Genomic DNA, 24197 nt, shown 5'->3' with positions numbered 1-24197 from the left:
CGGGATGGCGCACATCATGCAATGCGACCGCTGGAAGAGGAGAGTGAAAACATGGTCGATACCGGTTCCGCCGGCCCGCTGACGGGTCTCAAGGTCGTCGAATTCACCGGCATCGGCCCGGGTCCGCATGTCGCGATGCTGCTGGCCGACATGGGCGCCGAGGTGGTGCGGATCGAACGCGCGGGCACGCAGACGCTCAACCCGGTGGTCGAGCGTGGCCGCCACCGCGTGGCGGTCGATCTCAAGAGCGAGGAAGGCAAGAATTTTTGCCGCGAGGCGCTGCGCCATGCCGATGTGCTGGTCGAGGGCTATCGCCCCGGCGTGATGGAGCGGCTGGGGCTTGGCCCCGAGGTGCTGCTGGCGGACAATCCGCGGCTGATCTTCGCCCGCATGACCGGCTGGGGGCAGGACGGACCGCTCGCCAAGGCGGCGGGGCACGACATCAATTACATCGCCATCACCGGCGCGCTGGCGGCGGTGGGCCGCGCGGGCGAAACGGCCACCCCGCCGCAGAACCTGGTCGGCGATTTCGGCGGCGGCTCGCTCTATTGCGCGCTCGGCATCCTCGCCGCGCTCTACGAACGCGAGCGCTCGGGGCAGGGCCAGGTGGTCGACGCCGCGATCGTCGATGGCGCGACCAGCCTGATGAGCTTCTTCTTCGGCGCGCGCCATGCGCCGCATCTCAGCACCGAGCGCGGCAAGGGAATGCTCGGCGGCGCGGCGCATTTCTACCGCTGCTACGAATGCGCCGACGGGCGCGAGATCAGCGTCGGCGCGATCGAGCCGCAATTCTACGCTGAGCTGCTCGACAAGGCCGAAGCGCCAGAGGAATTGCGCCAGGGCCAGATGAACCCCGCCAATTGGGACGACTACACCGAACGGCTCGCGGCGCTGTTCAAGACCAGGACTGCCGCCGACTGGACCGAGCTGCTCGAAGGCAGCGACGCCTGCTTCGCTCCCGTGCTGCCGGTGGACGAGGCGCGCGACCATCCGCATCTCAAGGCGCGCGGCTCCTATGTCGAGCGCGACGGGGTGTGGCACACCGCGCCCGCGCCGCGGTTCGAGAGGACGCCCGGCACCATCCGCGACAGCGCCGAGGACGGCGCCGATGTGGTGGCGCGCTGGCAGCAGGGCAGCTAGGGCGGCATCCAAGGAGTATGACCATGCGCGATTGCACGAAATTCTACATCGACGGCCAATGGGTCGATCCGGTCCAGGCCGACACCCGCGAGGTCGAGAACCCGGCCACCGAACAGGTGCTCGGCCATATCTCCTTCGGCAGCGAAGCCGATGTCGACAAGGCGGTCTTCGCCGCGCGCCGCGCGTTCGAGGAATGGCAGTTTTCCAGCCGCGAGACCCGGCTCGAGCTTCTCCGCGCCATCCTGGGTGAAATCGAGAAGCGCCGAAAGGATCTGGCCGCCGCGATCAGCGACGAGATGGGTGCGCCGATGTCACTCGCCAACGGTCCCCATGTCGGCCTGCTGGCCGGGCACTGCCAGACAGCGATCGAGGTGCTCGAGAATTTCGATTTCGAGCGCCAGGACGGTCCTACGCTGCATCTCTACGAGCCGATCGGCGTGGTCGGGATGATCACCCCCTGGAACTGGCCGCTCAACCAGATCGCCTGCAAGGTCTTCCCGGCGCTGGCGACCGGCTGCACGATGATCCTGAAGCCATCGGAAATCGCGCCCTTCAACGCCTGCATCTTCGCCGAGATCCTGCATGCGGCTGGCGTACCCGCTGGCGTGTTCAATCTCGTCAACGGCGACGGGCTTGGCGTGGGCACTGCGATAAGCGGGCACCCGGATATCGACATGGTGAGCTTCACCGGATCGACCCGCGCAGGGGTGGCCATCGCCGCCAATGCCGCGCCCACGGTCAAGCGCGTGGCGCAGGAACTGGGCGGCAAGAGTCCCAATATCGTGCTCGACGATTCGGTGTTTGCGCAATCGGTTGCGCGCGGGACGACGGCGATGATGGGCAATTCGGGCCAGACCTGCACCGCGCCCAGCCGGATGCTGGTTCCTCACCTGCGGATGGAAGAAGCCAAGGCGGCGGCGAAGGATGCGGCGGAGAAGGTCATCCCCGGCGATCCGCGCGGGAATGCCACCATCGGCCCGGTGGTTTCGAAGGCGCAATGGGACAAGATCCAAGGGCTTATCGAGCAGGGCGTGGCCGAGGGCGCGACGCTGGTCGCGGGCGGCCCGGGCAAGCCGGAGGGACTGGAAACCGGTCACTATGTCCGCCCGACGGTGTTCGCAGATGTCTCCAACGACATGACAATCGCGCGCGAGGAAATCTTCGGCCCGGTGCTGACCATCATCGGCTACGACGATTACGACGACGCGGTGCGGATCGCCAACGACACCGAATACGGGCTCGCCAGCCATATCACCGGCGAGGATGTCGAAACCGCCAAGCGCCTCGCGCGGCGGATTCGCGCCGGGCGGGTGGCGATCAACGGCGGCTACGATATGCATGCCGCCTTCGGGGGCTACAAGAAGAGCGGCAACGGGCGCGAATGGGGCCGCTTCGGGTTCCACGACTTCCTCGAGATCAAGGCCGTGATGGGGGCCGGTTCCTGATGGCGGGCAAGTTTTTCGACCAATGGACCGTGGGCGATACTATCGAACACGAGATACGACGCACGGCGACCGAGACCGACAATCTGCTGTTCTCGACCATGACCCACAATCCCCAGCCGCTGCATCTCGATGTCGAGGCTGCCAAGGCGAGCGGTTTCGGGCAGATCCTGGTCAACTCGACCTTCACCTTCGCGCTGCTGGTCGGGCTCTCGGTCGGCGACACGACGCTGGGCACGCTGGTAGCCAATCTCGGCTTCGACAAGGTGGTGACACCCAACCCGGTGTTCATAGGCGACACGCTCCGCGCGCGCAGCGAGGTCATCGCCTTGCGCGAAAGCAAATCGCGCCCCGGTCAGGGCATCGTCACCTTCCGCCACGAGGCGCTCAACCAGCGCGGCGAGGTGGTCTGCAGCTGCGAGCGCTCGGCGCTCCTCAAATCCTCCGGCTGATTGCGCGGGAGCCAATTCGCGCTTTCACCCGTTGAGCGGCGGGGAGATTATCGATGACGCACGAGCCGCACAGCGCCACCGAGACGGTCGAAGCACTCGAGGGCCTGGCCGGGAACAACGACAAGGTCTGTATCGGCGATGTGCTCGACGAGTTCGGCAAGCGCAGCTTCGGCCCGTTCCTGTTCGTGCCCGCGCTGATCGAGCTGACCCCCGTCGGCGGGATCCCCGGCGTTCCCACGCTGCTCGCGCTGATCATCGCGTTGGTCGCGGTGCAGCTGCTGCTGGGACGCGACCATGTCTGGTTGCCGCAGGTCATCCAGCGCCGCGCGGTTGGCGCAAAGAAGCTGATGGCCTCGGCCAAGAAGCTTGAAGGTGTCGCCACGTTTCTCGACCGCTGGTTCAAGGGGCGGCTCAAACATCTCACCGGGCCGCAGATGCAGAAGCTCGCCGCGGCGGTGGTAGTCTTTCTGTGCTGCACCGTGCCGCCGCTCGAATTGCTGCCCTTCGCCAGCAGCGGGCCGATGCTGGCCATCGCCGCCTTCGGGCTGGCGATCCTGGTCCGCGACGGTCTTCTGATGCTGATCGCACTGGCGCTATCTGCGCTGGCTATCGGGTTGGGCGGCTATTTCTGGTTCACCTCCGACCCCTCGGGAAGCATCCTGCCCTTCTAGCATCTGCTTGACTTCGCTGGCGCGGATTGCGCACATTCGCTGTGGGTCAGGGGAGGATGCGATGCGCAGAATGATTGCGGGGCTGGTGTGCCTGGGCCTCGGAGCGGCGCTGGCGGGTTGCGGCATGGAAGCGGGGGTCACCGAGGCGCAGAGCGGCGATGGCAGCGGCGCGATCGAACTCGCCGAATTTCCCGACCGGCCCTATTGGGGCGACACGCACCTTCACACCGACAATTCGATCGATGCCTTCGGCTTCGGCGTCCGTCTCGGCCCCGAAGCGGCGTTGCAATTCGCCAGCGGGCGCGAGGTTACCGCCACCACCGGGCTTGCCGCGCGGCTCGACCGTCCGCTCGACTTCCTCGTTATCGCCGACCATTCGGATGCGCTGGGCGCGACCCGGCGGCTCTACGACGCGCCGCGCATCCTCGTGCGCGATCCGACGCTGCGGCGCTGGTACGACATGATGCACGAGGGCCCGCGCGGGTCGCAGCGCGCCATCGCCGAGCTGATCACCGCCGCTGCCAACGACACGCTGCCCGCCGCGCTGACCGATCCCGAGCGCCAGCGCGAGGCGACGCGGACGATCTGGGATGCGCATCTCGCCATGCTCGACCGCTACAACCGGCCCGGCGAGTTCACCGCCCTGGCGGGCTTCGAATACACGCTCATGCCCGATGGCAACAATCTCCACCGGGTGGTGATGTTTCGCGACGGCAGCGCCACGACCGGGAAGGTGCTGCCCTATCCGGGCATCGACACCGCGGCCGAGGGGCTGTGGGATTATATGGCGGCCTACGAGAAGGGCACCGGCGGTCAGGCGCTGGCCATCCCGCACAATTCCAACCTCTCCAACGGTCTGATGTTCGAGCTGACCATGCCCGGCGGCGGACCGATGACCGCAGAATACGCCCGCAAGCGCGCGCGCTGGGAGCCGGTGGTCGAGGCGACCCAGATCAAGGGCGACAGCGAGGCGCATCCCTTCATGTCGCCCAATGACGAATTCGCCGGCTTCGGCGTCACCGGCTGGGAACTGGGCAATCTGCCGCTCACCGCCTCGGCCACGCCGGAAATGCAGCGCGGCAATTACGTCCGCGAGGCGCTCAAGCGCGGGCTCTCGATCGAGCAGCGCACCGGCGCCAACCCCTATGCCTTCGGGCTGGTCGGATCGACCGACAGCCACACCGCGCTGGCGACCGCGGACGAGGACAATTTCTTCGGCAAGCACACCGGCAACGAACCCGGCGCCGACCGCGCGATGGCGCCGCAGAACCTTGGCACCAGCGAGGGGCGCTTCGGCTGGCACTATCTCGCGGGCGGCTATGCCGCGGCCTGGGCGCGGGGCAACACCCGCGCGGAAATCTTCGACGCCTTCAAGCGGCGCGAGGTCTATGCCACCACCGGGCCACGGATGGTGCTGCGGGTCTTCGCCGGGTTCGATTTCACCGCTTCCGACTGGCGCGGCGACTGGGTGCGCGCGGGCTACCAACGCGGCGTGCCGATGGGCGGCGAACTGTCCGCCACCGGGCGCGCGCCGGTGCTGATGATCTCCGCGCTCAAGGACCCCGATGGTGCCAATCTCGACCGCGTGCAGGTGGTCAAGGGCTGGGTGGACGAGAGCGGCGAAGCGCAGGAGCGCGTCTACGATGTGGTCTGGTCCGACATGGCCGAGCGCCCGCGGGTCGGTGGCAAGGTGCCCGCGGTGGGCGATACGGTCGACCGGGCGAAGGCGAGCTATTCCAACACCATCGGCGCGCCCGAACTGCGCGCGGCCTGGACCGACCCCGATTACGAGGCTGGCCAGCGGGCCTTTTACTATGTTCGCGTGCTCGAGATCCCGACGCCGCGCTGGCCGCTGTTCGATCGGCTGCGCTTCGGGATCGAGCTGCCCGAGGAGGTGGTGAAGGCCTCGGTGGCGCAGGAGCGAGCCTACAGCTCGCCGATCTGGATCCGGCCCTCTCCCATGTCGGCGCCCATGACACCGCGCTCGACCGCGCCCGCGATCATGGAGAAATCGTGATCCGCAATTGGGCGCGCGATCCGCTCGTCCATTTCCTCGTCGCCGGTGCGCTGCTGTTCGCGCTGTTCGCCTGGCGCGGCGAGGAGGCGGATCCCGACAGCCGCACCATCGAGGTCAATCGTGAGGTGCAGGCCAGCCTCGCGCTGCAGTTCGAGACGATGATGCAGCGGCCCCCGACCGATGCCGAGCTCGACGGGCTGATCGAGCGCTGGCTGCGCGACGAGGTGCTCTATCGCGAAGCGCTTCGGCTCGGGCTCGACCGCGACGATGCGGTGGTCCGGCGGCGGCTGGCGAAGAAGATGGACGCGCTGGCGAGCGCGCAGGCGGAGACTTCGGTGCCGAGCGAGGCGACCTTGCGCGAATGGCTGGCCGCGAACCCTGAGCGCTTCGTCAGCGGCGCGAGCGTCAGTTTCGACCAGCTCTATTTCGCCGATGAGGGTGCTGCGCGCGCGGCGCAGGCGCAATTGCAGAGCGGGGCGGACTGGCGTGGGCTGGGCGAGCCGCTGTCGGTCCCGGCGTCGCAGGAGCGGGCGACCATCCGCGTCGTTACCGACCGCTACGGCCGCCAGTTCGCCGCGGCGCTCGCAAAGCTGGAGGCCGGTGATGCATGGCACGGCCCGGTCCCCTCGGGTTTCGGCTGGCATCTGGTCCGGCTGCGGACGCGCGAGGAGGGGGCGCTTCCACCGCTCGCCGAAATCCGCAGCCAGGTCGAGGACGATTGGCGCGGCGAGACCATCGCCCAGCGCACCCAAGCCGCCTACCGCTTGCTGCGCGACGCCTATCGGGTCGAGATCGCCGAGTGATCCGGGGCGCTGCCAAGGGTTTGGCTGGACTGCTGCTGGCTGCCTTGCTGGCCGTGGCGCTCGCATGGCCGGACAGCCCGATGGCCGACGAACTGCGCCCGGTAGCGATTTCCTTCACCCAGATCGACGAAAGCCGCTGGCGGCTTGACTGGAAGCAGCCGGTCGCTTCGCCCGCAGCGCGGCTGGCTTTTCCCAAGCTACCCGACAATTGCCGGATGGAGGGCGAGCCGGTCGTTCGCACCGGCGCAGCAGCGCTGATCGGCGGCGTCGAGGTGCACTGCGACGGGCCGGTCACCGACCAGCGCATCGGGGCGCGCGATCTGGTGGTCACCGGCGATGCGCTGCTGCGCGTGATCCCGCTCGGGCGCGCGGTGCAGACCTATCGGCTCACCGCCTCCCAGCCCGAAGCGACGATCGCCGGTGTTCCCGCCACCGCGCAGGTGTGGCGCAGTTACTTCCTCCTCGGGGTCGAGCACATCCTCGGGGGCTGGGACCACCTGCTGTTCGTCATCGCGCTGGTGCTGCTGGTGGCGAAAGGCTGGACCGTGGTGAAGGCCGCGACCGCCTTTACCGTGGCGCATTCGCTGACGCTGGCGGCGGTTACCTTGGGCTATGCCGGGCTGCCCGCGCGCGCCGTCGAGGCGCTGATCGCGCTGTCGATCGTGTTCCTCGCGGTCGAGCTGGCGCGCGGGGATCGCGACACGCTGACGCGGCGGCTGCCCTGGGCGGTCGCCTTCGCTTTCGGCCTGTTCCACGGGTTCGGTTTCGCCGGTGCGTTGCGCGAGATCGGCCTGCCCGAGGGCGAGGTACCCGCCGCGCTGGTGAGCTTCAACCTCGGGGTCGAGGCGGGGCAATTGCTGGTCATCGCCGCGGTGCTGGCGCTGCGCCGCGCGGTGCAGCGCTTCTCTCCGCAAACCAAGCCCCATGCGGTGCGGCTCGCGGCTTATGGAATCGGCATCACCGGCAGCTATTGGCTGTTCGAGCGGATTATTGCCTGATTCGCACCGCGTGATGCGTATTTCGGCAACTTGTCATTCACACCCGCGCGCCTACATTGAAGGTCGCGAAAGGATGTGCGTGACATGAGAGATCAGAACGAGCCGGGCGATCCCCAGGAAAACGGTCCCAACCCCTGGATGAAGAGCCTGATGGTCTGGGGGGGGATTTTCCTCGCCCTGCTGGTCGTGGTCTCCGTGTTCGGCGGCAGCGCGCAGCCCGCTGGCGAGGAGCTCGGCTATTCCGAATTCCGCGACCGCGTGGCCGAAGGCTCGGTGCAGAACGTCAGCATCTCCGAGGACAGGATCACCGGCACGCTGACCAATGGCGAGACCTTCTCCTCGGTCCCGGTCGCCAACGACACCTCGCTGACCACGCTGCTGGATGCCAACGACGTCCCCTATTCGGGTGCGGCGAAGGAAGAGATGGGTGTCCTCACCTATATGCTGATCCAGTCGCTGCCGTTCATCCTCATTCTCGGCATCGCCTTCTTCGCGCTGCGCCAGGTCCAGAAAGGCGGCGGCGCGGGCGGCGCGATGGGCTTCGGCAAGTCCAAGGCCAAGATGCTCACCGAAAAGCAGGGCAAGGTCACCTTTGCCGACGTCGCCGGCATCGACGAGGCGCGCGAGGAACTGGAGGAGATCGTCGAATTCCTCAAGGATCCGCAGCGCTTCTCCAAGCTGGGCGGCAAGATCCCCAAGGGCGCGCTGCTGGTCGGCTCGCCCGGTACCGGCAAGACGCTGCTCGCGCGCGCCATCGCGGGCGAAGCGGGCGTGCCCTTCTTCACCATTTCGGGCTCTGACTTCGTCGAGATGTTCGTCGGCGTCGGCGCCAGCCGCGTGCGCGACATGTTCGAACAGGCCAAGAAGAACGCGCCCTGCATCCTCTTCATCGACGAGATCGATGCCGTGGGTCGCAGCCGCGGGCATGGGCTGGGCAATTCCAACGACGAGCGCGAGCAGACATTGAACCAGCTGCTGGTCGAGATGGATGGTTTCGAAGCCAATGAAGGCATCATCATCATCGCCGCGACGAACCGCCCCGATGTCCTCGACCCCGCGCTGCTGCGCCCGGGCCGTTTCGACCGCCAGGTCGTGGTCCCCGTTCCCGATATCGAAGGGCGCGAGAAGATCCTCGCAGTGCACATGAAGAAGGTGCCGCTGGCGCCCGACGTCAACAGCCGCACCATCGCGCGCGGCACGCCGGGCTTCTCGGGTGCCGATCTCGCCAACCTCGTCAACGAGGCGGCGCTGCTTGCGGCGCGGCGCAACAAGCGCCTAGTCGCGATGCAGGAGTTCGAGGACGCCAAGGACAAGGTCATGATGGGCGCCGAACGCCGCTCGATGGTCATGACCGACGACGAGAAGAAGATGACCGCCTATCACGAGGCGGGTCATGCGCTGGTGTCGATCAACGAGCCCGCGTCGGACCCGATCCACAAGGCGACGATCATCCCGCGCGGCCGTGCGCTGGGCATGGTGATGCGCCTGCCCGAGCGCGACAGCTATTCCTACCACCGCGACAAGATGCACGCGAACCTCGCGGTCGCCATGGGCGGGCGCGTGGCGGAAGAGATCATCTTCGGCCACGACAAGGTTTCCAGCGGCGCCTCGGGCGATATCCAGTACGCCACCGATCTGGCGCGCTCGATGGTCACCAAATGGGGCATGAGCGACAAGCTCGGCCCGCTGCAATACGAGGAAAGCCAGGAAGGTTATCTCGGCATGGGCCAGACCGCGCGCACCATGGGCGGGTCCGAGACCAACAAGATGATCGATGCCGAGATCAAGGAACTGGTCGAAGCTGGGCTCAAGCGCGCGACCGAAGTGCTGACCGATCAGGAGGACAAGCTCCACCTGCTCGCGCAGGCGCTGCTCGAATACGAGACGCTGACCGGCGAGGAGATCGACCGGCTGATCAAGGACGGCACGATCGACCGCACCGACACGCCCAAGGGCGGCCATGTCGAGATCAAGCCGATCATCGGCAGCGCGGTGCCCAAGGCGGGCAAGAAGTTCGGCAGCGAAGGCGGCGCGGCCCCCGCGGGCGCCTAGTCTAAGCGCTTCCCCGATCTGCAAACGGCGCGCACTGCTTCCCGCGGTGCGCGCCGTTTCTATTTGTCGCGATCGCGAGATTTTGGGGAGGCCCGAAGCCTACGATACCAAGCTGACCAAGGCCGAGGCTTCCAAACGGATCGATGCGCTGCAGGAGCAGACCGGACGCGGCGCCTGAGCGGTCAGAATGCGCCCAGCAACAGCAGTATCTGCAGGAACAGTGTGACCACGATCGAGATGAAGATCAGCAAGACGGATAAACGCCACAGCGCCGAGAAGCGCGACAGGCCGTAAGTTCCGCGCAAATGCTTGTAGATATGCAGCGGGGGGATCGCGACACCTGCCGCCAGAACGATCCCGTTGGGCGCGCCCGCCATGCCCAGCACCGACAGAACGATGAACAATAGCGACATGAACGCCAGCGAATAGGTCACGAAGATCGCGTGGTCATAGGCTTTGAAGCCTCGCCTCCACGCGAACAGCGACCACACGAACGGTACCGAGAGCGGGATCAGCAGCCAGCTGAACTTGTAGCTGTTGGCCTGCAGCTTGTAGAGCATCAGCCCGGGGTTGGTCCGCCATTTCTCGAGGCCCTTGTCGAGCCAGGCCCAGCCGGTCTTGGAAGTCGAGACCGTGGCCAGACCGTCGCCACCGACCAGCAGTTCTTCCGTCCCGGCGACCGCCTCCAGCCGTTGTTCGACTTCGGCCAGGTCGCGCTGCGCCGCGGTGCGCTGGGGGGAGTCCGCTGGCGCTTGCGCCACGCGTTCCCGCAGCGAATCGCGCTCGGCGGCGAGATTCTTCTGCACTTCGCCAAGGCTGGCATTCACGCCATCGCTGGTCTGGATATCGGTCGGCGGGGTCAGTCCGATCACCTGGAAGACCGCGAACATCAGGAAGACCGCGAACAGGAACAGCGCCATGGGCGAGACGAAGCGGGCGCGCTCGCCCTCGATATAGCGGCGGGTGAGCTCGCCCGGCTTCGCGACGAGTTTGGGCAGCGTGCGCCAGGTCTTGCCGTCGAAATGCAGCGCGCCGTGGAGCAGATCGTGCAGAAAGGCGCCGATGGTGCGATGGAGATGCGCCTTCTGGCCGCATTGGTGGCAGTGTGGCCCGGTCAGTCCCGTTCCGCAATTGAGGCAGGTATCTTCGGCGAAATGGCCGTGGAGCAGCGTCTCGCCGCCGGGCTTGCGCTGCTCGGAAGCCAGCGCACGCCCGATCAGCCCGCCTTCGGCTGCCGTGCCGACCGCTTCGCCCAGATCGTCCATCCCGTTCCCCTCGGGCTGCGCCTTTACCGTCCGCGCCCGAATGGCGCAATGCGATTGCCAGGCTTGCGCCGAACCGCAGGGGCGCCACATAGGGTGCGATGGACCCGCTCGACCCAACCACACAGCTGTTCGGCCTGGGCGCGATGGCGCTGGTCTTCGCCGCGCTGGCCGCTCTCGAGCTTATGGTCCCGCGCCGCCCCCTGCGCCATGGCCGCGCCCGCCGTTGGGTCACCAATCTCGGCCTGTTCGCGCTCGACACCGCGCTGGTGCGGGTGGCGGTGCCGCTGCTGATGGTGGGCACGGCGCAACTTGCACAAGCCCGCGGCTGGGGGCTGTTCAACCAGCTGGCGCTGCCGTTCTGGCTCGAGCTGCTGCTGACGCTCGCGGCGCTCGATCTGGCGCTGTTCTTCCAGCATTGGGCGACGCATCGCGTGCCGCTGCTGTGGCGGCTGCACCAGGTCCATCACGCCGATCCCGATTTCGACGTCACCACCGCGGCGCGTTTCCACCCGATCGAGATCGGCCTGTCGATGCTCTACAAGATGGCGGTGGTCGCCGCGCTGGGTCCGGCGGCGCTGGCGGTGTTCGTCTTCGAAGTGGCGTTCAACGCGGCGACGCTGTTCGTCCATGCGAATCTCTCGCTGCCACCCGCACTCGACCGGCTGGCGCGCTTTTTCGTTGTCACTCCCGACATGCACCGCATCCATCATTCGACGCTGCAGCGCGAGACCAACAGCAATTACGGCACCATGCTGTCGGGATGGGACAGGCTGTTCAGGACCTACCGCGCACGCGCGCAGGCAGGGCAGGACGGGCTGACGATCGGCCTCGCCGAATATCAGGACGATCGCCCGCTCGCGCTGGGGTGGAGCCTGCTGCTGCCCTTCCGTGACCGGGCGAAACTGGCCAGCCAAGCAAAAGGGCCGCAATCCCGGTGAGGATGCGGCCCTTTGGCACTAGCAATATCGGAGGCGATCAGCCTTCGTAATCGGCCCCGATCGAGGTCGAGCGCGCGGGCGCGGAAGCGGTGATCCGCAGCGCTTCGGCCGACTGGCTGAGCGAGCCGACTTCATCCGCTTCGTCATCGTCGTCGGGAAGGATCTTCTGCAGATTGGTGATCGCCGCTTCCATCAATTCCTTGGGCTTGACGGTCTGCTCCGCGATCTCGCGCAGCGCGACGACGGGGTTCTTGTCGCGGTCGCGATCGACGGTAAGCTCGGCACCGCCCGAAATCTCGCGCGCCCGCTGGGCCGCCAGCAGGACGAGATCGAAACGGTTGGGGATCTTGTCGACGCAGTCTTCGACGGTTACGCGCGCCATACAGCACTCCGAAAAATTCGATGAAATCGGGAAAGAACGGCGGATAGGCTTCACGCGTGCCTGAGTCAAGAATTTGCACAGGTCGGGTCGCTGGCCTAGGGCCTCGGGCGATGACCGATGCCCCCGTGCAGGACCCCGCCCGCAATCCCGACCGCGAGGGTGCCGGATACAGTGATCCGGAGCCCTTCACCTGCGAGGCGCAGGGGCAGTCGCTGGGTTTCTTCCCCGCCGGTAAGGATCGTCGCGCCAGGCTGTTCGAACTGGTCACCTCGGCGCAGCATACGCTGAAGGTGTGCTTCTACATCTTCGTAGAGGATGAAGTGGGCACCGCGTTGCGCGATGCGCTGGTCGCCGCGGCGCTCCGCGGGGTCGATGTCACGCTGGTAGTCGACAGCTTCGGCGCCGATCTGTCCGAACCCTTCCTCGAACCCTTCCGCGCTGCCGGCGGCACCTTCCAGACCTTCGGCGCGCGCTGGAGCCAGCGCTATCTCATCCGCAACCACCAGAAGATGGTCATCGTCGACGACCAACGCGCCATGTTCGGCGGCTTCAATATCGAGGACGATTATTTCGCGCCTCCCGAAGAGAATGGCTGGAACGATCTGGCCATCGTCATCGAGGGATCGGCGGTGGCGGGACTGGTCGAATGGTTCGCCCGGCTTGCAAGCTGGACCGAGGACGATGCGGCGGGTTTCAGGCGCATTCGCCGCGCGGTCCGCGAGTGGAACTGGTCGCAAGGCGAGGGCCTGCGCTGGCTTGTCGGCGGGCCCACGAAGGGGCTGTCGGGTTGGGCTACCTGCGTCGGGCGCGATCTCGACCGCGGCCATCGGCTCGATATGTTCATGGCCTATTTTTCTCCGTCCAAGCGGTTGCTGTGTCGCATCGGGCGGATCGCGCAGGCGGGCGAAGCGCGGTTGGTGATGGCGGGCAAGTCCGACAACAATGCCACCCTCGGCGCCACGCGTTCGCTCTACCACTATCTGCTTGGCAAGCAGGCGGAGATCTATGAGTTCACGCCCTGCAAGCTGCACACCAAGCTGATCGTGCTCGACGATGCGGTTTATCTGGGCAGCGCCAATTTCGACATGCGCAGCCTGTTCCTAAATCTGGAGATCATGCTGCGGATCGAGGATGCCGCGCTGGCGGAGCGGATGCGGCAGTTCATCGGCACCCATGTCGCGGCATCGGAACACATCACCCCGGATCTGCACGACAAGCGCGCAACGGTGTGGAACCGGATCCGCTGGAACCTGGGCTGGCTGCTGGTCTCGGTGCTGGACTACACCGTCAGCCGAAAGCTCAACCTCGGGCTCTAGCCCTCCCAGCCGCGCTCATTGCTCGCCCCATTCCGAGTAATCTTTCTTGTTCGGGCTGGTGAACTTGGTGATCTCGGCGTGGAAATGCAGCGGGACATTGCCGGTCGAACCATGGCGCTGCTTGGCTACGATCAGCGTCGCCTTGTTGCGCAGTTCGAGATAGCGCTCCTCCCAGATGCGGTATTTCTCCATCGCGTCGGGGGAGGTCTCGGGACCGGGCATGTCGGGGCGCGAGGCCTCGTGATAGTAATCCGCGCGGAAGATAAACCACACCATGTCGGCGTCCTGCTCGATCGAGCCCGATTCGCGCAGGTCCGACAGCATCGGGCGCTTGTCCTCGCGCTGCTCGACCGCGCGGCTGAGCTGCGAAAGCGCGATGACCGGCAGGTTGAGCTCCTTGGCGAGCGTTTTCAGACCGCGGCTGATCTCCGAGATCTCGTTGACCCGGTTGTCGTTGGCGCGGCCCGAACCCTGCAACAACTGGAGATAATCGACCACGATCATGCCGATGTCGTGGCGGCGCTTCAAACGCCGTGCGCGGGTGCGCAGCGCGGCGATGGTGAGCGCGGGCGTGTCGTCGATATAGAGCGGCAGATCGGAGAGCTTCTGACTGGCAGCGGAGAGCTTCTGGAACTCTTCGCGGGTGATCTTGCCCGAACGCAGCGATTCGCTGGTGATCTCGGCCTGTTCGGCGAGGATACGCGTGGCCAGCTGGTCGGCGCTCATTTCCAGGCTAAAGAAGGCCACCGGGGCGCCGAAATTGTAGGCGCCGCCCTCGCGCTGCCATTTCATGTGCTCGGCGGCGCAGTTGAAGGCGATGTTGGTGGCGAGCGAGGTCTTGCCCATGCCCGGGCGCCCGGCGAGGATGATGAGATCCGAACTGTGCAGGCCGGCGGTCTTCTGGTCGATCACCTCGAGCCCGGTGGTCTTGCCCGAGAGTCCGCCGCCCGAATTCATCGCGGCCTCGGCCATCTTGAGCGCGGCGAGCGTGGCGCTGCGGAAATCGGTCGCCTGGGCGTTGCCGGTCGCGCCCTCGGCGACACGGAACAGATCCGCCTCGGCCTGCGCGATCCTGTCCATCGGTGCGACCTCTTCCGAGGTGTCGAGCGCGCCCTCGACCAGCCCGCGCCCGACGCTGACCAGTTCGCGCAGCAGTGCCAGATCGTAGATCTGCTCGGCCAGTTCGCGCGAGGCGAGCAGGCCCTGGCCATCGGCGGTCAGCTTGGCGAGATAGGTCACCCCGCCGAGCGATTGCAGCGCCTCGTCCTGCTCGAAATAGGGCTTGAGCGTGACCGGGGTGGCGACCGAATTGCGATCGAGCAGCCGCAGCACCCGTTCGTAGACCCGCTGGTGGACGGGTTCGAAGAAATGCTCGGGCCGGATCGGGGTCGCCAGCTCCTCGATCACCTTGTTGTCGATCAGCACCGCGCCCAGGAACGCGGCCTCGGCCTCGAGATTCGCGGGCAGGCTGCGCCCGGTATTGTCCTCGCGGCTGGCTGCAGCGGCGGGGGCGCGCGAATCGGCGGGCGGGGCGAGCGTGTCGGTTTCGGGCATCCGCCTCTGATGCCCGCGCGGACCCGTGGCTGGCAAGGCGCGAGCGCCAGACTTCGGGTGTCCACCCCTGTGGATAGCGGGGATGCGCGTGCAAGCCCTTGCCGCGCCACCGCACTATCTGCGAAAGCGACTGCCAGCGATGCCCGATTCCTCTTCCCCTCCTGCTTCCGCCGATGGCGATTACCGCATTGCGCATGTCGATCTCGACGAAGAGACGATCATCTGGCGCAATGCCGATATCGAGCAGGAGCGGCGCGTCGCGATCTTCGACCTTATCGAGGAGAACAGCTTCAAGCCACTGCGCGCGGTGGAGCGCGGGGCGAGCGGGCCGTTCCAATTGACGCTGGCGGTGGTCGACGGGCGGTTGGCGATGCGGATCGCCGACATGCAGGGCGAGCTGCTCGAGGAACTGGTGCTCGGCCTCGCGCGGTTCCGCCGCCAGATCCGCGACTATTTCGCCATCTGCGACAGCTATTACCAGGCGATTCGCAAGGCCACGCCCTCCGAGATCGAGACCATCGACATGGCCCGGCGCGGGATCCACAACGACGCCGCCGAGCTGCTGGTCGAGCGGCTCGAGGGCAAGGTCGAGACCGATTTCGCCACCGCGCGGCGGCTGTTTACGCTGATCTGCGTTCTGCACATCAAGGGTTGAGCGGATGGCGCGCAAGGCCCCTCGCAAACAGCCGCGCCGCCGGGCGCGCAAGCGCGGTTCGCGCTGGCTGCCGCGCCTGCTCGCGCTGGTGCTGCTGATCGCACTGTCCGGCGGCGGCTGGGCATGGTGGGAATCGCGCAACTGGCGCCCCGACGAAGCCAAATGGGCGGACCAGGGCGCGCTGATCGGCGAGGGGGACGGAACGGTCCGCTTCCGCACGCTCAAGGGGCTGGGGGCGGGCTTCGTCTATCTCGAAGCCAGCCGCGGGGCCGATGGCAAGGATGCCGCCTTCCCCGACAATTTCGCCGCCGCGCGCGCTGCCGGGCTGCAGATCGGCGCGGTCCATCGCTTCGACCCCTGCTCCCGCGCCGACGGGCAATCGGCCAATTTCGTCACCACCGTGCCGCGCGATGTCGAACTGTTGCCGCCGGCGATCATGCTCGAGCGCACCGCCGAGGATTGCCCCGAGCGGGTCAGCCGCGCGGCGGTCCAGAGCGAGGTGATGACGCTGGTCAACCAGATCGAGGCGCACACCGGCAAGCCGGTCATCCTCGCCCCGGCGGAGGATTTCGAGGAAAGCTACGCCGTGGCCGCGCGGATCGACCGCAATCTGTGGCTGTCGCGCAATTGGAACGAGCCCACCTATGCCGGGCGTCCCTGGCTGCTGTGGACCGCGAACACCGCGTTTCAGACCGAAGCCGCCGAGCAAGCGTTGCGCTGGGTGGTGGTGCGGCCCTAGGAGCATGGCGATGACCGACCAGACCCCATCCGACGAAGAGCTGATCGCCGCTGCGCGCGGCGCGGCAGCGCAGTCCTATTCGCCCTATTCGGGTTTTCCCGTCGGCGCTGCGCTGCGCTTTGCCGATGGTTCGGTGATAACCGGGACCAATATCGAGAACGCCAGCTATGGCCTGGCGCTCTGCGCCGAGACGGTGGCAGTCGCGCGCGCGATGGCCGAGGGTCGGCGTGGCGGGCTCGAGGCGGTGGCGGTGACGGGGCCGGGGACCGAACCGATCACGCCCTGTGGCCGCTGCCGGCAGGTGCTCAACGAACTGGCGCAATTGGGCGGCACCGATCCGCAGGTACTCTGCGTCGGGCCCGAGGAGGTGCGCCACACGACGCTGTCGGCGCTGCTGCCCGATGCCTTCGGGCCTGCCAGCCTGGCTTGACCCGGAGGGAGATTTCTCTGCGCCGCGTTAACCCCGTTTCAGGGGCCGCGCGTGTAGGCGCTGCCGGGTCACAGGAGACCTGACCGATGAAATTCATCCCCCTGCAATCGCGCGGCGGCAATTACCTCGTCGTCGCTTCCAACGTCGCTTGGCTGCGCACCGCCGAAAACGGCCAGACCACGGTCGGCATCGTCGGCGGCAGCCCGCTGCTGGTGACCGGCTCCATGGAGGAAGTGGCGGAAATCCTCCTCAAAGGCTGATTCACCCGCCCTCGCGCAGGACTCAGCCTTTCTCGGTATCGAGCCATTCGACCAGCGCGGCGAGGCAGTCGCGCGCGAGCAGCTTGCAGCGCTCGGGCGACCACCCTTGCGCCGGATCTGGCAGGTCGATCAGATCCTTGTAGGGCATTTCGAGCGTCATAGCGGTGCAGCCGAAGCGGTGCGCGACCTGGTTGGTCGAGATGGTCAGATTGGCCTTGCCCGCCGCGGTCTTGGGATAGCCGAGCCGGGTCTGGAAATCGGGCGTGCGGCGCTCGAGGATGCGCTGGTAACGGTAGTAGCGCTCGCCCTGTTCGTCGCTCCACGAGGGAATGCCCTCGAAGCCCGCCAGAAACACGGCGGGGATCGCCTCGTCGCCATGGATATCCATGGCAAGATCGACCCCGGTCTCGTCCATCGCATTGCGAATCGCGAGCACTTCGGGCGATTTCTCCGCGCTGGGTTCGGCCCATTCGCGGTTGAGATTGGTCCCGACCGCATTGGTCCGCAGATGGCCGCGGCGCGAGCCATCGGGGTTGCAATTGGGGACGATATGGAAGCGGCACTTCTGCCGCAGGACCATCGCCACAGGATCGCTGGGGTCGGTGAGCACTTCGAGCGCGCCTTCCATCCACCATTCGGCCTGCGTCTCGCCGGGATGCTGGCGCGCGTAGAGCCAGACCTGGCGCTCGCCATCGCCCAGTTCGAGGCAGTCGATCGGCTGGCCGTCCAGCGTGGTGCCCAGCGGGCGATAGTCGACGCCTTCGGATGCCGCGGCTTCGGAGATCAGATCGTGGTGACGATCCATCGAATAGGGTGCAAAATAGGCGAACCAGGCGATCTCGCTGGCGGGCGTGTAGCGGATGGTGAGAGAGCCGCCATCGGCATCCTTGTCGAATGTCGATTCGGCGCGGCCCCAGAATTCGCGGTCTTCGGACACGCATGCGTCGTAATCGGGCCAGCCCCCGGGATAGGCGCTGGTGTTGAGCCCGGTGATGACCAGCTCGAGCTCGCGCCCCGCCGCGCCCGAGACGCGGAAATGGAACCACTGTCTGAATTCGCTCTGGTGGTCCGCCGGGATTGCCAGTCGCGCACGCGCGCCATCGACGGAAAGGACTTCGATATTGCCGCTGTCGAAAGCGGAATCGATCCTGATATCGCTCACTCGGGTACCTCTACTTGCACGGTTTCGCCATTGTTGCCGGGGAATTCGCTGAACAGCGCGGCGGCGACCGTCTGTGCGCTGGCGGTCCGATCCGCAAGGGGAGAGTTTTCGGCCACGGCAAAATCCGCTCGACCTTCCCAAAGCACTTGCGAGTTGGTGGCATCGCGGATGACGACACGCATCTCGGTGCCGACCTCGCTGCGCGAACCGCCGCCCAGATTGATGCCCACGCCCAGGCCCACGCCCGAGCCGTAGCTGCCGGTCGAGCCGCCGACCCCCACGCTGACCGGGCCGCGCCCGCCATCGCTGCCCAGCCGGTAGCGCTCGACACGGACCTCGGCGATCTGCGTCGCGCTCGCGCGGTCGCTCTCGCGATAGCCCTGGCGGACCAGTTCGGCGGCGACGGCTGCCTTGAACGGGGCCAGCTCGAGGCTGTCTTCGCCACTCGCACTCTGGACGAAGATCGGCCCCTGCGCGAGTTGCGCGCCGGCTGTGGGGGCGACGAAGCGGGTGACCTCGACCGGGCCGGGCGCGGTGGCGCATGCGGCGAGCGAAAGGGCCAGAGCGGCGACGGATAGCGTGCGACGGATCATGGGACGACTCCTGTAAGGGCGGCAATCTTGGTCTTTGGCTAACGTTTGGATGGCAAAGCGGTGCCGTACGACGCGCCGGTTCGATTGCGGCGCTTCAAACACGGGGCCGTTGCTGATAGCGGAGCGGATATGAACGCAGGTGAAAAGGGGGCGGTGCTGGTCACCGGCGGGGCGGGTTATATCGGCAGCCATGCGGTGCTGGCGCTGGTCGATGCCGGCTGGCCGGTGGCGGTGCTGGACGATCTTTCCACCGGCTTCCGCTTCGCCGTGCCGGACGAGGTGCCGTTCTACGAAGGCGACATCGCCGATAGCGTTTTGCTCGAACAGATATTCCTCGAACAAGGCATTGGCGCGGTGATGCATTTCGCCGGTTCGGTGGTGGTGCCCGAATCGGTCGCCGATCCGCTCGCCTACTACGACAACAACACCGCCAGGAGCCGGACGCTGATCGCGGCGGCGTTAGGTGCTGGGGTGCCGCGCTTCATCTTCAGTTCTACCGCAGCGGTCTATGGGGTGCCGGATCAATCGACGGTGACCGAGGAAACGCCGCGCCAGCCGATCAATCCCTATGGCTGGTCTAAGCTGATGACCGAGCAGATGCTTACCGACACCAGCTCGGCGCATGGGCTGGATGTCTGCGTGCTGCGCTATTTCAACGTCGCGGGCGCCGATCCGCAGGGGCGCACCGGACAATCCACTGCGGGCGCGACGCATTTGATCAAGGTCGCCTGCGAAGCGGCGCTGGGCAAGCGCGAGCGGGTCGCGGTCTATGGCAGCGACTACGATACGCCCGACGGCACCGGGGTGCGCGACTATATCCATGTCAGCGATCTGGCGGCGGCGCATGTGTTGGCACTGGAGGCGCTGGTCGCAGAGCCCGGACGGCCGCTGACGATGAATTGCGGCTATGGCCGCGGCTTCTCGGTGCTCGATGTGCTCGATGCGGTGGATCGGGCGAGCGGGGGGCGGATCGAGCGGGTGATGCAGCCGCGGCGCGCGGGCGATCCGGCGGCGCTAGTCGCCGACCCTGCGCGGATTCGCGAGACGCTGCCGTGGACGCCCCGCTATGCCGATCTGGACACAATCGTGGCGCATGCGCTGGACTGGGAGCGCCGCCTGGCGCAAGAGGGCGCGGGCGACACCAGTGCGCCATCCGGGCAGGGCAGGTAGTGCTTGACCCGACTCGGCCCCGTCGCTAACCGGCGCGCTTGAAATCCGCGCGTCGGAGTCTCATCTCCGGCGCGTATTTATTTGTCATACGGAACCCGTCATGAAAATCCGCAACAGCCTCAAGTCGCTCAAGAACCGTCACCGCGACTGCCGCGTGATCCGTCGTCGCGGACGGACCTATGTCATCAACAAGACCAACCGTCGCTTCAAGGCCCGTCAGGGCTGAATTGCGCCGCGGCGATGGGCCGCGGAAGATGGTGAGGTGAACGGCCCGGCTCCCTTGATGGGAGCGCGGGCCGCTTCCGTTGGGGGAATGCGAAATGGTAGAGGCGGTGGTGTTCGATGTCGGTCGGGTGCTGTTCCAGTGGCAGCTGCGCGCGCTGTTCGAGAAGCTGATCGACGATCCGGCCGAGCTCGAATTCATACTCGCCGAGGTGGTGACCGAGCGATGGCATTTCGAGCACGATGCCGGGCGCCCGCTGGCCGAAATGGTGCCCGAGAGGATCGCTCTGTTCCCTGAGCACGCGCCGCTGATCGAGGCCTATGCTTCACGCTTCAACGAGACCATCGCCGGCCCGGTGCCGGGCAGCCTTGCCATCGTCGACGAACTCCACGCGCGCGCCATGCCGCTCTATGCGATCACCAATTTCGGTGCCGAATTCTGGGACGGATTTCGTCCGACCCAGCCGGTGTTCGACTTGTTTCGCGAAATCGTGGTCTCGGGCAAGGAGCGGCTGGTGAAGCCCGATCCGGCGATCTTCGCGCTCGCTGCCGCGCGCTTCGGCCATGCACCGCAAGCGATGCTGTTCATCGACGACAATCGCGCCAATATCGACGGCGCGCGCGCCTGCGGCTGGCAGGCGCATCATTTCACCGATGCGCCGAGTTTACGCGCCGATCTCGAAGAGCGCGGTCTGCTGGGCCAAGAAACCTAGGCCAGACAAAAGAAAGCCCCGGCCGCCTGTGGGGACAGGCGCGGCCGGGGCAGTTGGCCACCCGATGGAGAGGGGTGGGGGAGGCTTGGAACGGATCAGTCGTTGCAGCGCGCCAGCTTGTCGGCTTCGAGCGCTTCGCCATTGGCGGTGAAGGCGGTCACTTCGCCCATTTCGCGCTGCAGTTCGCGGCATATGCGCATCGGGCGGCTGGTGCCCTTGTTGGCGACGCAGGTGGTACCCTGGCAGGACCAGGCGACGCCACCGGCGACGGCGCGGCTGTCGCTTGCCGGGGCTGCCAGTTCGGCGACATAATAGGCGCCCGATGCGGCGGTGGCGGGAGCCGGTGCCAGAGCGGCGCCGAAGGTCAAGGCGGTGTAGCCGAGGCCCAGCGCGATGGCGGAAAGATTGGTGAGGCGAGGGAGAGAGAGGGTCATGGGAGAGTCCTTCGAGCTTGCGTTTACATCAACCGGGGTTTCCATAATTGCAACTAGGTTGCTATTTGAAACCTGTTGCGAATCACCGCCTAGCTAACTAGGTTTCATGATGCAACTTAAATCGTCAACAGCCGGGTCGATTTGCACCCGCGCGTTTTCCGGGTAGGAAGAACGCGGGAAAGGATTTTCATGGGCGAGATCAGAGAACCGCTGCGCGAACTGACGGAATGCGGGCTGCCGCAAGCGCTGGAGGTGATGGGCGAACGCTGGAGCTTCATGATCCTGCGCGCCGGCTTCAACGGGCTGCATCACTTCGAGGAGTTCCTTACCGAGCTCGGCATCGCGCGCAACATCCTGTCGAACCGCCTGGCCAAGCTGGTCGAGCACGGCATCCTGGCGCGCAAGCCGATGGCCGAAGATCGTCGCAAGATCGAGTATCGCCTCACCGACAAGGGTTTCGACCTGCTGCCGGCGATGATCGCGCTGCGCCAATGGGGCCAGAAATACGGCGGCGAGGTGTTCGAGAACCCCGTACTGGTCGACGAACGCGACCGCCTGCCGATCGGTCCGGTCTCGATCCTCTCGCATGACGGGCGAATCCTCGGACCCAAGGACCTCGCGCTGATTGATCGCGCGCAGCGCGGTATCCGCGCCGATGGCAGCAAGGCCGAGGAGGGCAAGGGCGCGCTGACGCTCGAATTCGTCAAACGCTCGGGGCCGCGCGAAGCCGCCTGAACATGGCGTCGGCCCGAAAGGGCCTGCATGACGTCACCGTTAAAACGATTTCAACACGTTGCTGGCAGTGCCGACGCTAGGCACTACCGCTCAACGGGAATCGGCGCAGTCGTGATCGAGATCGAAGTCCAGAACGAGACCCATCAGACGGTCTTTCGCCTCAAGACCGTCGCCGTCCCGCGAATCGGCGAGGGCATCCGCCTCGAAGAACCTGATGGCCAGTGGATGTCCTACGACATCCTCGACGTCTGGTACCAGAAGGCCGAATATGGCGAGGTCTGGGTGCCCTTCATCCACGTCCGCATGACGCCGGACGAGCAACGCGCGCTCGAACTGACCAAGCCCGTTCCGCTGGTGAACCGCGAACAGGCGGTGCCGATCGAGGATTTCCTCAAGAAGTTCGAAGGCGATCAGGAGCACGAACCGGTCAAGCTCAACCTCAATATGAGCGAAGCCGACTGAGGCCTCGCGACCTCCGCTTCCCTCCTGTCATGCCCGTGGCGGTTGCCGCCGATAGCTGAGCGCCTCGGCGACATGGATCCGCCCGACCGCTTCCGTGCCCGCCAGATCGGCGATCGTTCGCGCCACCCGCAGCATCCGCACATAGGAGCGTGCCGAAAGCCGCATCGCCTCGGCCGCCTGCATCAGCAGCTTGCGCCCGGCCTCGTCGGGTGTGGCGAATTCCTCCAGCGCGTCGCCATCGAGCTCGGCATTGCTGCGTGCGCCGCTCGCCTCGGCGCGTGCGGTCTGGCGCAAGCGCGCGGCAGCCACCCTCGCTGCCACTTCGGCGCTGCCTTCGGCGGGCGGGGGCAGAGCGAGATCGGCGGCGCTGACCGGATCGACCTCGACATGCAGATCGATCCGGTCGAGCATCGGTCCCGAAACCCGCGCCTGGTAATCCGCCGCGCATTTAGGCGCCCGACTGCAGGCCAGCGCGGGGTCGCCCAGATGGCCGCAGCGGCAAGGGTTCATCGCCGCGACCAGCTGGACGCGCGCGGGGAAGGTAACGTGCGCATTGGCACGCGCGACATCGACATGGCCGGTCTCAAGCGGCTGGCGCAGCGAATCGAGTGCGGCTCGCTGGAATTCGGGCAATTCGTCGAGGAACAGCACGCCGAGATGCGCGAGGCTGACCTCCCCTGGCTTGACCCGCAGCCCGCCCCCGGTGAGCGCCGCCATCGAGGCCGAGTGATGCGGCGCGCGGAACGGGCGGTGGCGGCTGATCCGCCCTTCCTCCAGCATGCCGGCGACGGACTGCACCATGCTCACCTCGAGCGCTTCGGCGGGGCTTAGCTCGGGCAGGATGCCGGGCAGGCAGGAAGCGAGCAGCGACTTTCCTGCGCCGGGAGGGCCCACCATCAAGAGGTTGTGCCCCCCGGCTGCGGCGATCTCCAGCGCGCGCTTGGCGGTTTCCTGCCCCTTGACCCGCTTGAGATCGGGGCCGGGCGGGGCCTTTTCCACCTCGCCCGGTACGGGCTCGGGTAGCCGCTGCGTGCCCTTTAGATGGTTGAGCAGGCTGGCTAGATCGGGCGCGGCGATCACCGGCACGCCGCTGGCCCAGCGTGCTTCTGCCCCCTGCGCGCGCGGACAGATCAGCCCGAGCTCCGCCTCGCTGGCGTGGATCGCGGCGAGCAGCACGCCGGGCGAGGGCACCACCCGCGCATCCAGCGCCAACTCGCCCACCGCCACCCAATCGATCAGCTGTTCGGCATCGGTCACCCCCATCGCGGCCAGCAGCGCCAGCGCGATCGGCAGGTCGTAGTGCGAGCCCTCCTTGGGCAGGTCGGCGGGGGAAAGGTTGATGGTGATCCGCTTGGGCGGTAGCGCCAGCCCCATGGCGGAGAGCGCAGCCTGCACCCGCTCGCGGCTTTCGCCCACCGCCTTGTCGGGCAGGCCGACGACGCTGAAGCGCGGGAGGCCAGGCGCGACCTGGCACTGCACTTCGACCGCGCGTGCCTCGAGCCCCAGATAGGCGACCGTCCGAACCAGTGCGACCAAGCCTATCCCCCTCCAGGTGCTTGCCCTCATGTCTTGGCGCTTTGCCGATGCCTCTT

Annotated in this window: 27 protein-coding genes; 20 read left to right on the top strand and 7 right to left on the bottom strand. The window is 66.6% G+C overall.

Translation table 11 applies throughout. From position 1 onward, the window contains the following. Positions 1-51 precede the first annotated feature (51 nt). From ACWIKC_RS11250 to ACWIKC_RS11210, 9 genes are all read left to right on the top strand, one after another. Positions 52-1140 (top strand): CaiB/BaiF CoA transferase family protein, encoded by a 1089-nt coding sequence (locus ACWIKC_RS11250; RefSeq protein WP_454597592.1) that lies wholly within the window; start codon positions 52-54, stop codon positions 1138-1140. Positions 1141-1163: 23 nt separating this feature from the next. Next, positions 1164-2585: an aldehyde dehydrogenase family protein gene (locus ACWIKC_RS11245; protein WP_454597591.1), complete on the top strand. Its 1422-nt coding sequence runs from the start codon at positions 1164-1166 to the stop codon at positions 2583-2585. Then, the gene (locus ACWIKC_RS11240; protein ID WP_454597590.1) at positions 2585-3034 is read left to right on the top strand and encodes a MaoC family dehydratase; all 450 of its coding nucleotides are present in this window, start codon (positions 2585-2587) and stop codon (positions 3032-3034) included. The genes ACWIKC_RS11245 and ACWIKC_RS11240 overlap by 1 nt, the downstream gene beginning before the upstream one ends. 53 nt (positions 3035-3087) lie before the next feature. Then, the gene (locus tag ACWIKC_RS11235; RefSeq protein ID WP_454597589.1) at positions 3088-3705 is read left to right on the top strand and encodes an exopolysaccharide biosynthesis protein; all 618 of its coding nucleotides are present in this window, start codon (positions 3088-3090) and stop codon (positions 3703-3705) included. A 61-nt stretch (positions 3706-3766) separates the two neighbouring features. Beyond that, positions 3767-5722, top strand: coding sequence for a DUF3604 domain-containing protein (locus ACWIKC_RS11230; RefSeq protein ID WP_454597588.1), 1956 nt, complete (start codon positions 3767-3769; stop codon positions 5720-5722). Beyond that, on the top strand, positions 5719-6525 hold the full coding sequence (locus ACWIKC_RS11225) for a peptidylprolyl isomerase (protein WP_454597587.1): 807 nt from the start codon (positions 5719-5721) through the stop codon (positions 6523-6525). Before ACWIKC_RS11230 ends, ACWIKC_RS11225 begins: the two co-directional genes overlap by 4 nt. Then, positions 6522-7523 (top strand): HupE/UreJ family protein, encoded by a 1002-nt coding sequence (locus ACWIKC_RS11220; protein ID WP_454597586.1) that lies wholly within the window; start codon positions 6522-6524, stop codon positions 7521-7523. The genes ACWIKC_RS11225 and ACWIKC_RS11220 overlap by 4 nt, the downstream gene beginning before the upstream one ends. Positions 7524-7607: 84 nt before the next feature. Continuing rightward, positions 7608-9575, top strand: coding sequence for an ATP-dependent zinc metalloprotease FtsH (ftsH, locus tag ACWIKC_RS11215; protein ID WP_454597585.1), 1968 nt, complete (start codon positions 7608-7610; stop codon positions 9573-9575). An 82-nt stretch (positions 9576-9657) separates the two neighbouring features. Continuing rightward, a complete protein-coding gene (locus ACWIKC_RS11210) occupies positions 9658-9753 on the top strand; it encodes a DUF3072 domain-containing protein (RefSeq protein ID WP_454597584.1) in 96 nt (31 codons plus the stop codon). 4 nt (positions 9754-9757) lie between these two features. Here the strand turns inward: ACWIKC_RS11210 and ACWIKC_RS11205 are convergent, their stop codons facing one another. Beyond that, positions 9758-10840 (bottom strand): DUF3667 domain-containing protein, encoded by a 1083-nt coding sequence (locus ACWIKC_RS11205; protein ID WP_454597583.1) that lies wholly within the window; start codon positions 10838-10840, stop codon positions 9758-9760. Positions 10841-10938: 98 nt separating this feature from the next. On the opposite strand from ACWIKC_RS11205, the gene ACWIKC_RS11200 reads away from it, so the two are divergent. Then, the gene (locus ACWIKC_RS11200; protein ID WP_454597582.1) at positions 10939-11778 is read left to right on the top strand and encodes a sterol desaturase family protein; all 840 of its coding nucleotides are present in this window, start codon (positions 10939-10941) and stop codon (positions 11776-11778) included. 37 nt (positions 11779-11815) lie between these two features. Here the strand turns inward: ACWIKC_RS11200 and rpoZ are convergent, their stop codons facing one another. After that, the gene (gene rpoZ, locus ACWIKC_RS11195) at positions 11816-12160 is read right to left on the bottom strand and encodes a DNA-directed RNA polymerase subunit omega (RefSeq protein ID WP_454597581.1); all 345 of its coding nucleotides are present in this window, start codon (positions 12158-12160) and stop codon (positions 11816-11818) included. A gap of 110 nt (positions 12161-12270) precedes the next feature. Here rpoZ and ACWIKC_RS11190 point away from each other — a divergent pair, with 110 nt between their 5' ends. Further along, positions 12271-13476, top strand: a complete 1206-nt coding sequence (locus ACWIKC_RS11190; protein WP_454597580.1) for a phospholipase D-like domain-containing protein — start codon at positions 12271-12273, stop codon at positions 13474-13476. A gap of 15 nt (positions 13477-13491) precedes the next feature. On the opposite strand, the gene ACWIKC_RS11185 is transcribed toward ACWIKC_RS11190, so the two are convergent. Further along, positions 13492-15030 carry a replicative DNA helicase gene (locus ACWIKC_RS11185; protein WP_454597579.1) on the bottom strand — a complete coding sequence of 513 codons (1539 nt, stop codon included), beginning with the start codon at positions 15028-15030 and terminating at the stop codon, positions 13492-13494. Positions 15031-15169: 139 nt separating this feature from the next. Here ACWIKC_RS11185 and ACWIKC_RS11180 point away from each other — a divergent pair, with 139 nt between their 5' ends. The 4 genes from ACWIKC_RS11180 to ACWIKC_RS11165 all read left to right on the top strand — a co-directional run bounded on the left by ACWIKC_RS11180 (position 15170) and on the right by ACWIKC_RS11165 (position 17114). Further along, the gene (locus ACWIKC_RS11180; protein ID WP_454599488.1) at positions 15170-15685 is read left to right on the top strand and encodes a UPF0262 family protein; all 516 of its coding nucleotides are present in this window, start codon (positions 15170-15172) and stop codon (positions 15683-15685) included. A 4-nt stretch (positions 15686-15689) separates the two neighbouring features. Further along, positions 15690-16424: a glycoside hydrolase family 25 protein gene (locus ACWIKC_RS11175; RefSeq protein ID WP_454597578.1), complete on the top strand. Its 735-nt coding sequence runs from the start codon at positions 15690-15692 to the stop codon at positions 16422-16424. A 10-nt stretch (positions 16425-16434) separates the two neighbouring features. Beyond that, positions 16435-16854: a cytidine deaminase gene (locus tag ACWIKC_RS11170; protein WP_454597577.1), complete on the top strand. Its 420-nt coding sequence runs from the start codon at positions 16435-16437 to the stop codon at positions 16852-16854. An 86-nt stretch (positions 16855-16940) separates the two neighbouring features. Beyond that, complete coding sequence (locus ACWIKC_RS11165; protein WP_454597576.1) at positions 16941-17114, top strand: hypothetical protein; 174 nt, start codon at positions 16941-16943, stop codon at positions 17112-17114. Positions 17115-17136: 22 nt separating this feature from the next. Here ACWIKC_RS11165 and ACWIKC_RS11160 read toward each other — a convergent pair whose 3' ends face one another. Together ACWIKC_RS11160 and ACWIKC_RS11155 are read right to left on the bottom strand one after the other, a co-directional pair. After that, the gene (locus tag ACWIKC_RS11160) at positions 17137-18276 is read right to left on the bottom strand and encodes a M14 family metallopeptidase (RefSeq protein ID WP_454597575.1); all 1140 of its coding nucleotides are present in this window, start codon (positions 18274-18276) and stop codon (positions 17137-17139) included. After that, a complete protein-coding gene (locus ACWIKC_RS11155) occupies positions 18273-18869 on the bottom strand; it encodes a DUF4136 domain-containing protein (RefSeq protein WP_454597574.1) in 597 nt (198 codons plus the stop codon). The genes ACWIKC_RS11160 and ACWIKC_RS11155 overlap by 4 nt, the downstream gene beginning before the upstream one ends. 129 nt (positions 18870-18998) lie before the next feature. Between ACWIKC_RS11155 and galE the strand changes: the two genes are divergently transcribed. The 3 genes from galE to ACWIKC_RS11140 all read left to right on the top strand — a co-directional run bounded on the left by galE (position 18999) and on the right by ACWIKC_RS11140 (position 20974). Next, complete coding sequence (galE, locus tag ACWIKC_RS11150) at positions 18999-20039, top strand: UDP-glucose 4-epimerase GalE (RefSeq protein ID WP_454597573.1); 1041 nt, start codon at positions 18999-19001, stop codon at positions 20037-20039. A 100-nt stretch (positions 20040-20139) separates the two neighbouring features. After that, entirely contained in the window at positions 20140-20265 is a 126-nt protein-coding gene (gene ykgO, locus ACWIKC_RS11145) for a type B 50S ribosomal protein L36 (RefSeq protein WP_007165381.1), read from the top strand. Between the two features lie 94 nt (positions 20266-20359). Beyond that, positions 20360-20974 (top strand): HAD family hydrolase, encoded by a 615-nt coding sequence (locus ACWIKC_RS11140; protein ID WP_454597572.1) that lies wholly within the window; start codon positions 20360-20362, stop codon positions 20972-20974. 95 nt (positions 20975-21069) lie between these two features. On the opposite strand, the gene ACWIKC_RS11135 is transcribed toward ACWIKC_RS11140, so the two are convergent. Next, positions 21070-21408 carry a CC_3452 family protein gene (locus ACWIKC_RS11135; protein WP_454597571.1) on the bottom strand — a complete coding sequence of 113 codons (339 nt, stop codon included), beginning with the start codon at positions 21406-21408 and terminating at the stop codon, positions 21070-21072. Positions 21409-21597: 189 nt separating this feature from the next. Here ACWIKC_RS11135 and ACWIKC_RS11130 point away from each other — a divergent pair, with 189 nt between their 5' ends. Both ACWIKC_RS11130 and ACWIKC_RS11125 read left to right on the top strand, forming a co-directional pair. Then, entirely contained in the window at positions 21598-22143 is a 546-nt protein-coding gene (locus ACWIKC_RS11130) for a winged helix-turn-helix transcriptional regulator (RefSeq protein WP_454597570.1), read from the top strand. Positions 22144-22254: 111 nt separating this feature from the next. Beyond that, positions 22255-22605 (top strand): hypothetical protein, encoded by a 351-nt coding sequence (locus tag ACWIKC_RS11125; RefSeq protein ID WP_454597569.1) that lies wholly within the window; start codon positions 22255-22257, stop codon positions 22603-22605. 27 nt (positions 22606-22632) lie between these two features. On the opposite strand, the gene ACWIKC_RS11120 is transcribed toward ACWIKC_RS11125, so the two are convergent. Then, positions 22633-24141 carry a YifB family Mg chelatase-like AAA ATPase gene (locus tag ACWIKC_RS11120; protein ID WP_454597568.1) on the bottom strand — a complete coding sequence of 503 codons (1509 nt, stop codon included), beginning with the start codon at positions 24139-24141 and terminating at the stop codon, positions 22633-22635. Positions 24142-24197: the final 56 nt, after the last annotated feature.

The sequence above is a fragment of the Qipengyuania sp. SM2507 genome, from assembly GCF_053714505.1.
Note: the sequence above shows the minus strand (reverse complement) of the source record. Positions and strands in the feature narration are given on the sequence as shown.

What these genes read in the sequence shown, in the direction of transcription:
- ACWIKC_RS11235 (WP_454597589.1), top strand. Translation starts at nt 3,088, where the DNA reads ATGACGCACGAGCCGCACAGCGCCACCGAGACGGTCGAAGCACTCGAG.
- ACWIKC_RS11205 (WP_454597583.1), bottom strand. Translation starts at nt 10,840, where the DNA reads ATGGACGATCTGGGCGAAGCGGTCGGCACGGCAGCCGAAGGCGGGCTG.
- galE (WP_454597573.1), top strand. Translation starts at nt 18,999, where the DNA reads ATGAACGCAGGTGAAAAGGGGGCGGTGCTGGTCACCGGCGGGGCGGGT.
- ftsH (WP_454597585.1), top strand. Translation starts at nt 7,608, where the DNA reads ATGAGAGATCAGAACGAGCCGGGCGATCCCCAGGAAAACGGTCCCAAC.
- ACWIKC_RS11230 (WP_454597588.1), top strand. Translation starts at nt 3,767, where the DNA reads ATGCGCAGAATGATTGCGGGGCTGGTGTGCCTGGGCCTCGGAGCGGCG.
- ykgO (WP_007165381.1), top strand. Translation starts at nt 20,140, where the DNA reads ATGAAAATCCGCAACAGCCTCAAGTCGCTCAAGAACCGTCACCGCGAC.
- ACWIKC_RS11245 (WP_454597591.1), top strand. Translation starts at nt 1,164, where the DNA reads ATGCGCGATTGCACGAAATTCTACATCGACGGCCAATGGGTCGATCCG.
- ACWIKC_RS11130 (WP_454597570.1), top strand. Translation starts at nt 21,598, where the DNA reads ATGGGCGAGATCAGAGAACCGCTGCGCGAACTGACGGAATGCGGGCTG.
- ACWIKC_RS11180 (WP_454599488.1), top strand. Translation starts at nt 15,170, where the DNA reads ATGCCCGATTCCTCTTCCCCTCCTGCTTCCGCCGATGGCGATTACCGC.
- ACWIKC_RS11190 (WP_454597580.1), top strand. Translation starts at nt 12,271, where the DNA reads ATGACCGATGCCCCCGTGCAGGACCCCGCCCGCAATCCCGACCGCGAG.
- ACWIKC_RS11185 (WP_454597579.1), bottom strand. Translation starts at nt 15,030, where the DNA reads ATGCCCGAAACCGACACGCTCGCCCCGCCCGCCGATTCGCGCGCCCCC.
- ACWIKC_RS11140 (WP_454597572.1), top strand. Translation starts at nt 20,360, where the DNA reads ATGGTAGAGGCGGTGGTGTTCGATGTCGGTCGGGTGCTGTTCCAGTGG.
- ACWIKC_RS11165 (WP_454597576.1), top strand. Translation starts at nt 16,941, where the DNA reads ATGAAATTCATCCCCCTGCAATCGCGCGGCGGCAATTACCTCGTCGTC.
- ACWIKC_RS11250 (WP_454597592.1), top strand. Translation starts at nt 52, where the DNA reads ATGGTCGATACCGGTTCCGCCGGCCCGCTGACGGGTCTCAAGGTCGTC.
- ACWIKC_RS11175 (WP_454597578.1), top strand. Translation starts at nt 15,690, where the DNA reads ATGGCGCGCAAGGCCCCTCGCAAACAGCCGCGCCGCCGGGCGCGCAAG.
- ACWIKC_RS11135 (WP_454597571.1), bottom strand. Translation starts at nt 21,408, where the DNA reads ATGACCCTCTCTCTCCCTCGCCTCACCAATCTTTCCGCCATCGCGCTG.
- ACWIKC_RS11200 (WP_454597582.1), top strand. Translation starts at nt 10,939, where the DNA reads ATGGACCCGCTCGACCCAACCACACAGCTGTTCGGCCTGGGCGCGATG.
- rpoZ (WP_454597581.1), bottom strand. Translation starts at nt 12,160, where the DNA reads ATGGCGCGCGTAACCGTCGAAGACTGCGTCGACAAGATCCCCAACCGT.
- ACWIKC_RS11170 (WP_454597577.1), top strand. Translation starts at nt 16,435, where the DNA reads ATGACCGACCAGACCCCATCCGACGAAGAGCTGATCGCCGCTGCGCGC.
- ACWIKC_RS11155 (WP_454597574.1), bottom strand. Translation starts at nt 18,869, where the DNA reads ATGATCCGTCGCACGCTATCCGTCGCCGCTCTGGCCCTTTCGCTCGCC.
- ACWIKC_RS11240 (WP_454597590.1), top strand. Translation starts at nt 2,585, where the DNA reads ATGGCGGGCAAGTTTTTCGACCAATGGACCGTGGGCGATACTATCGAA.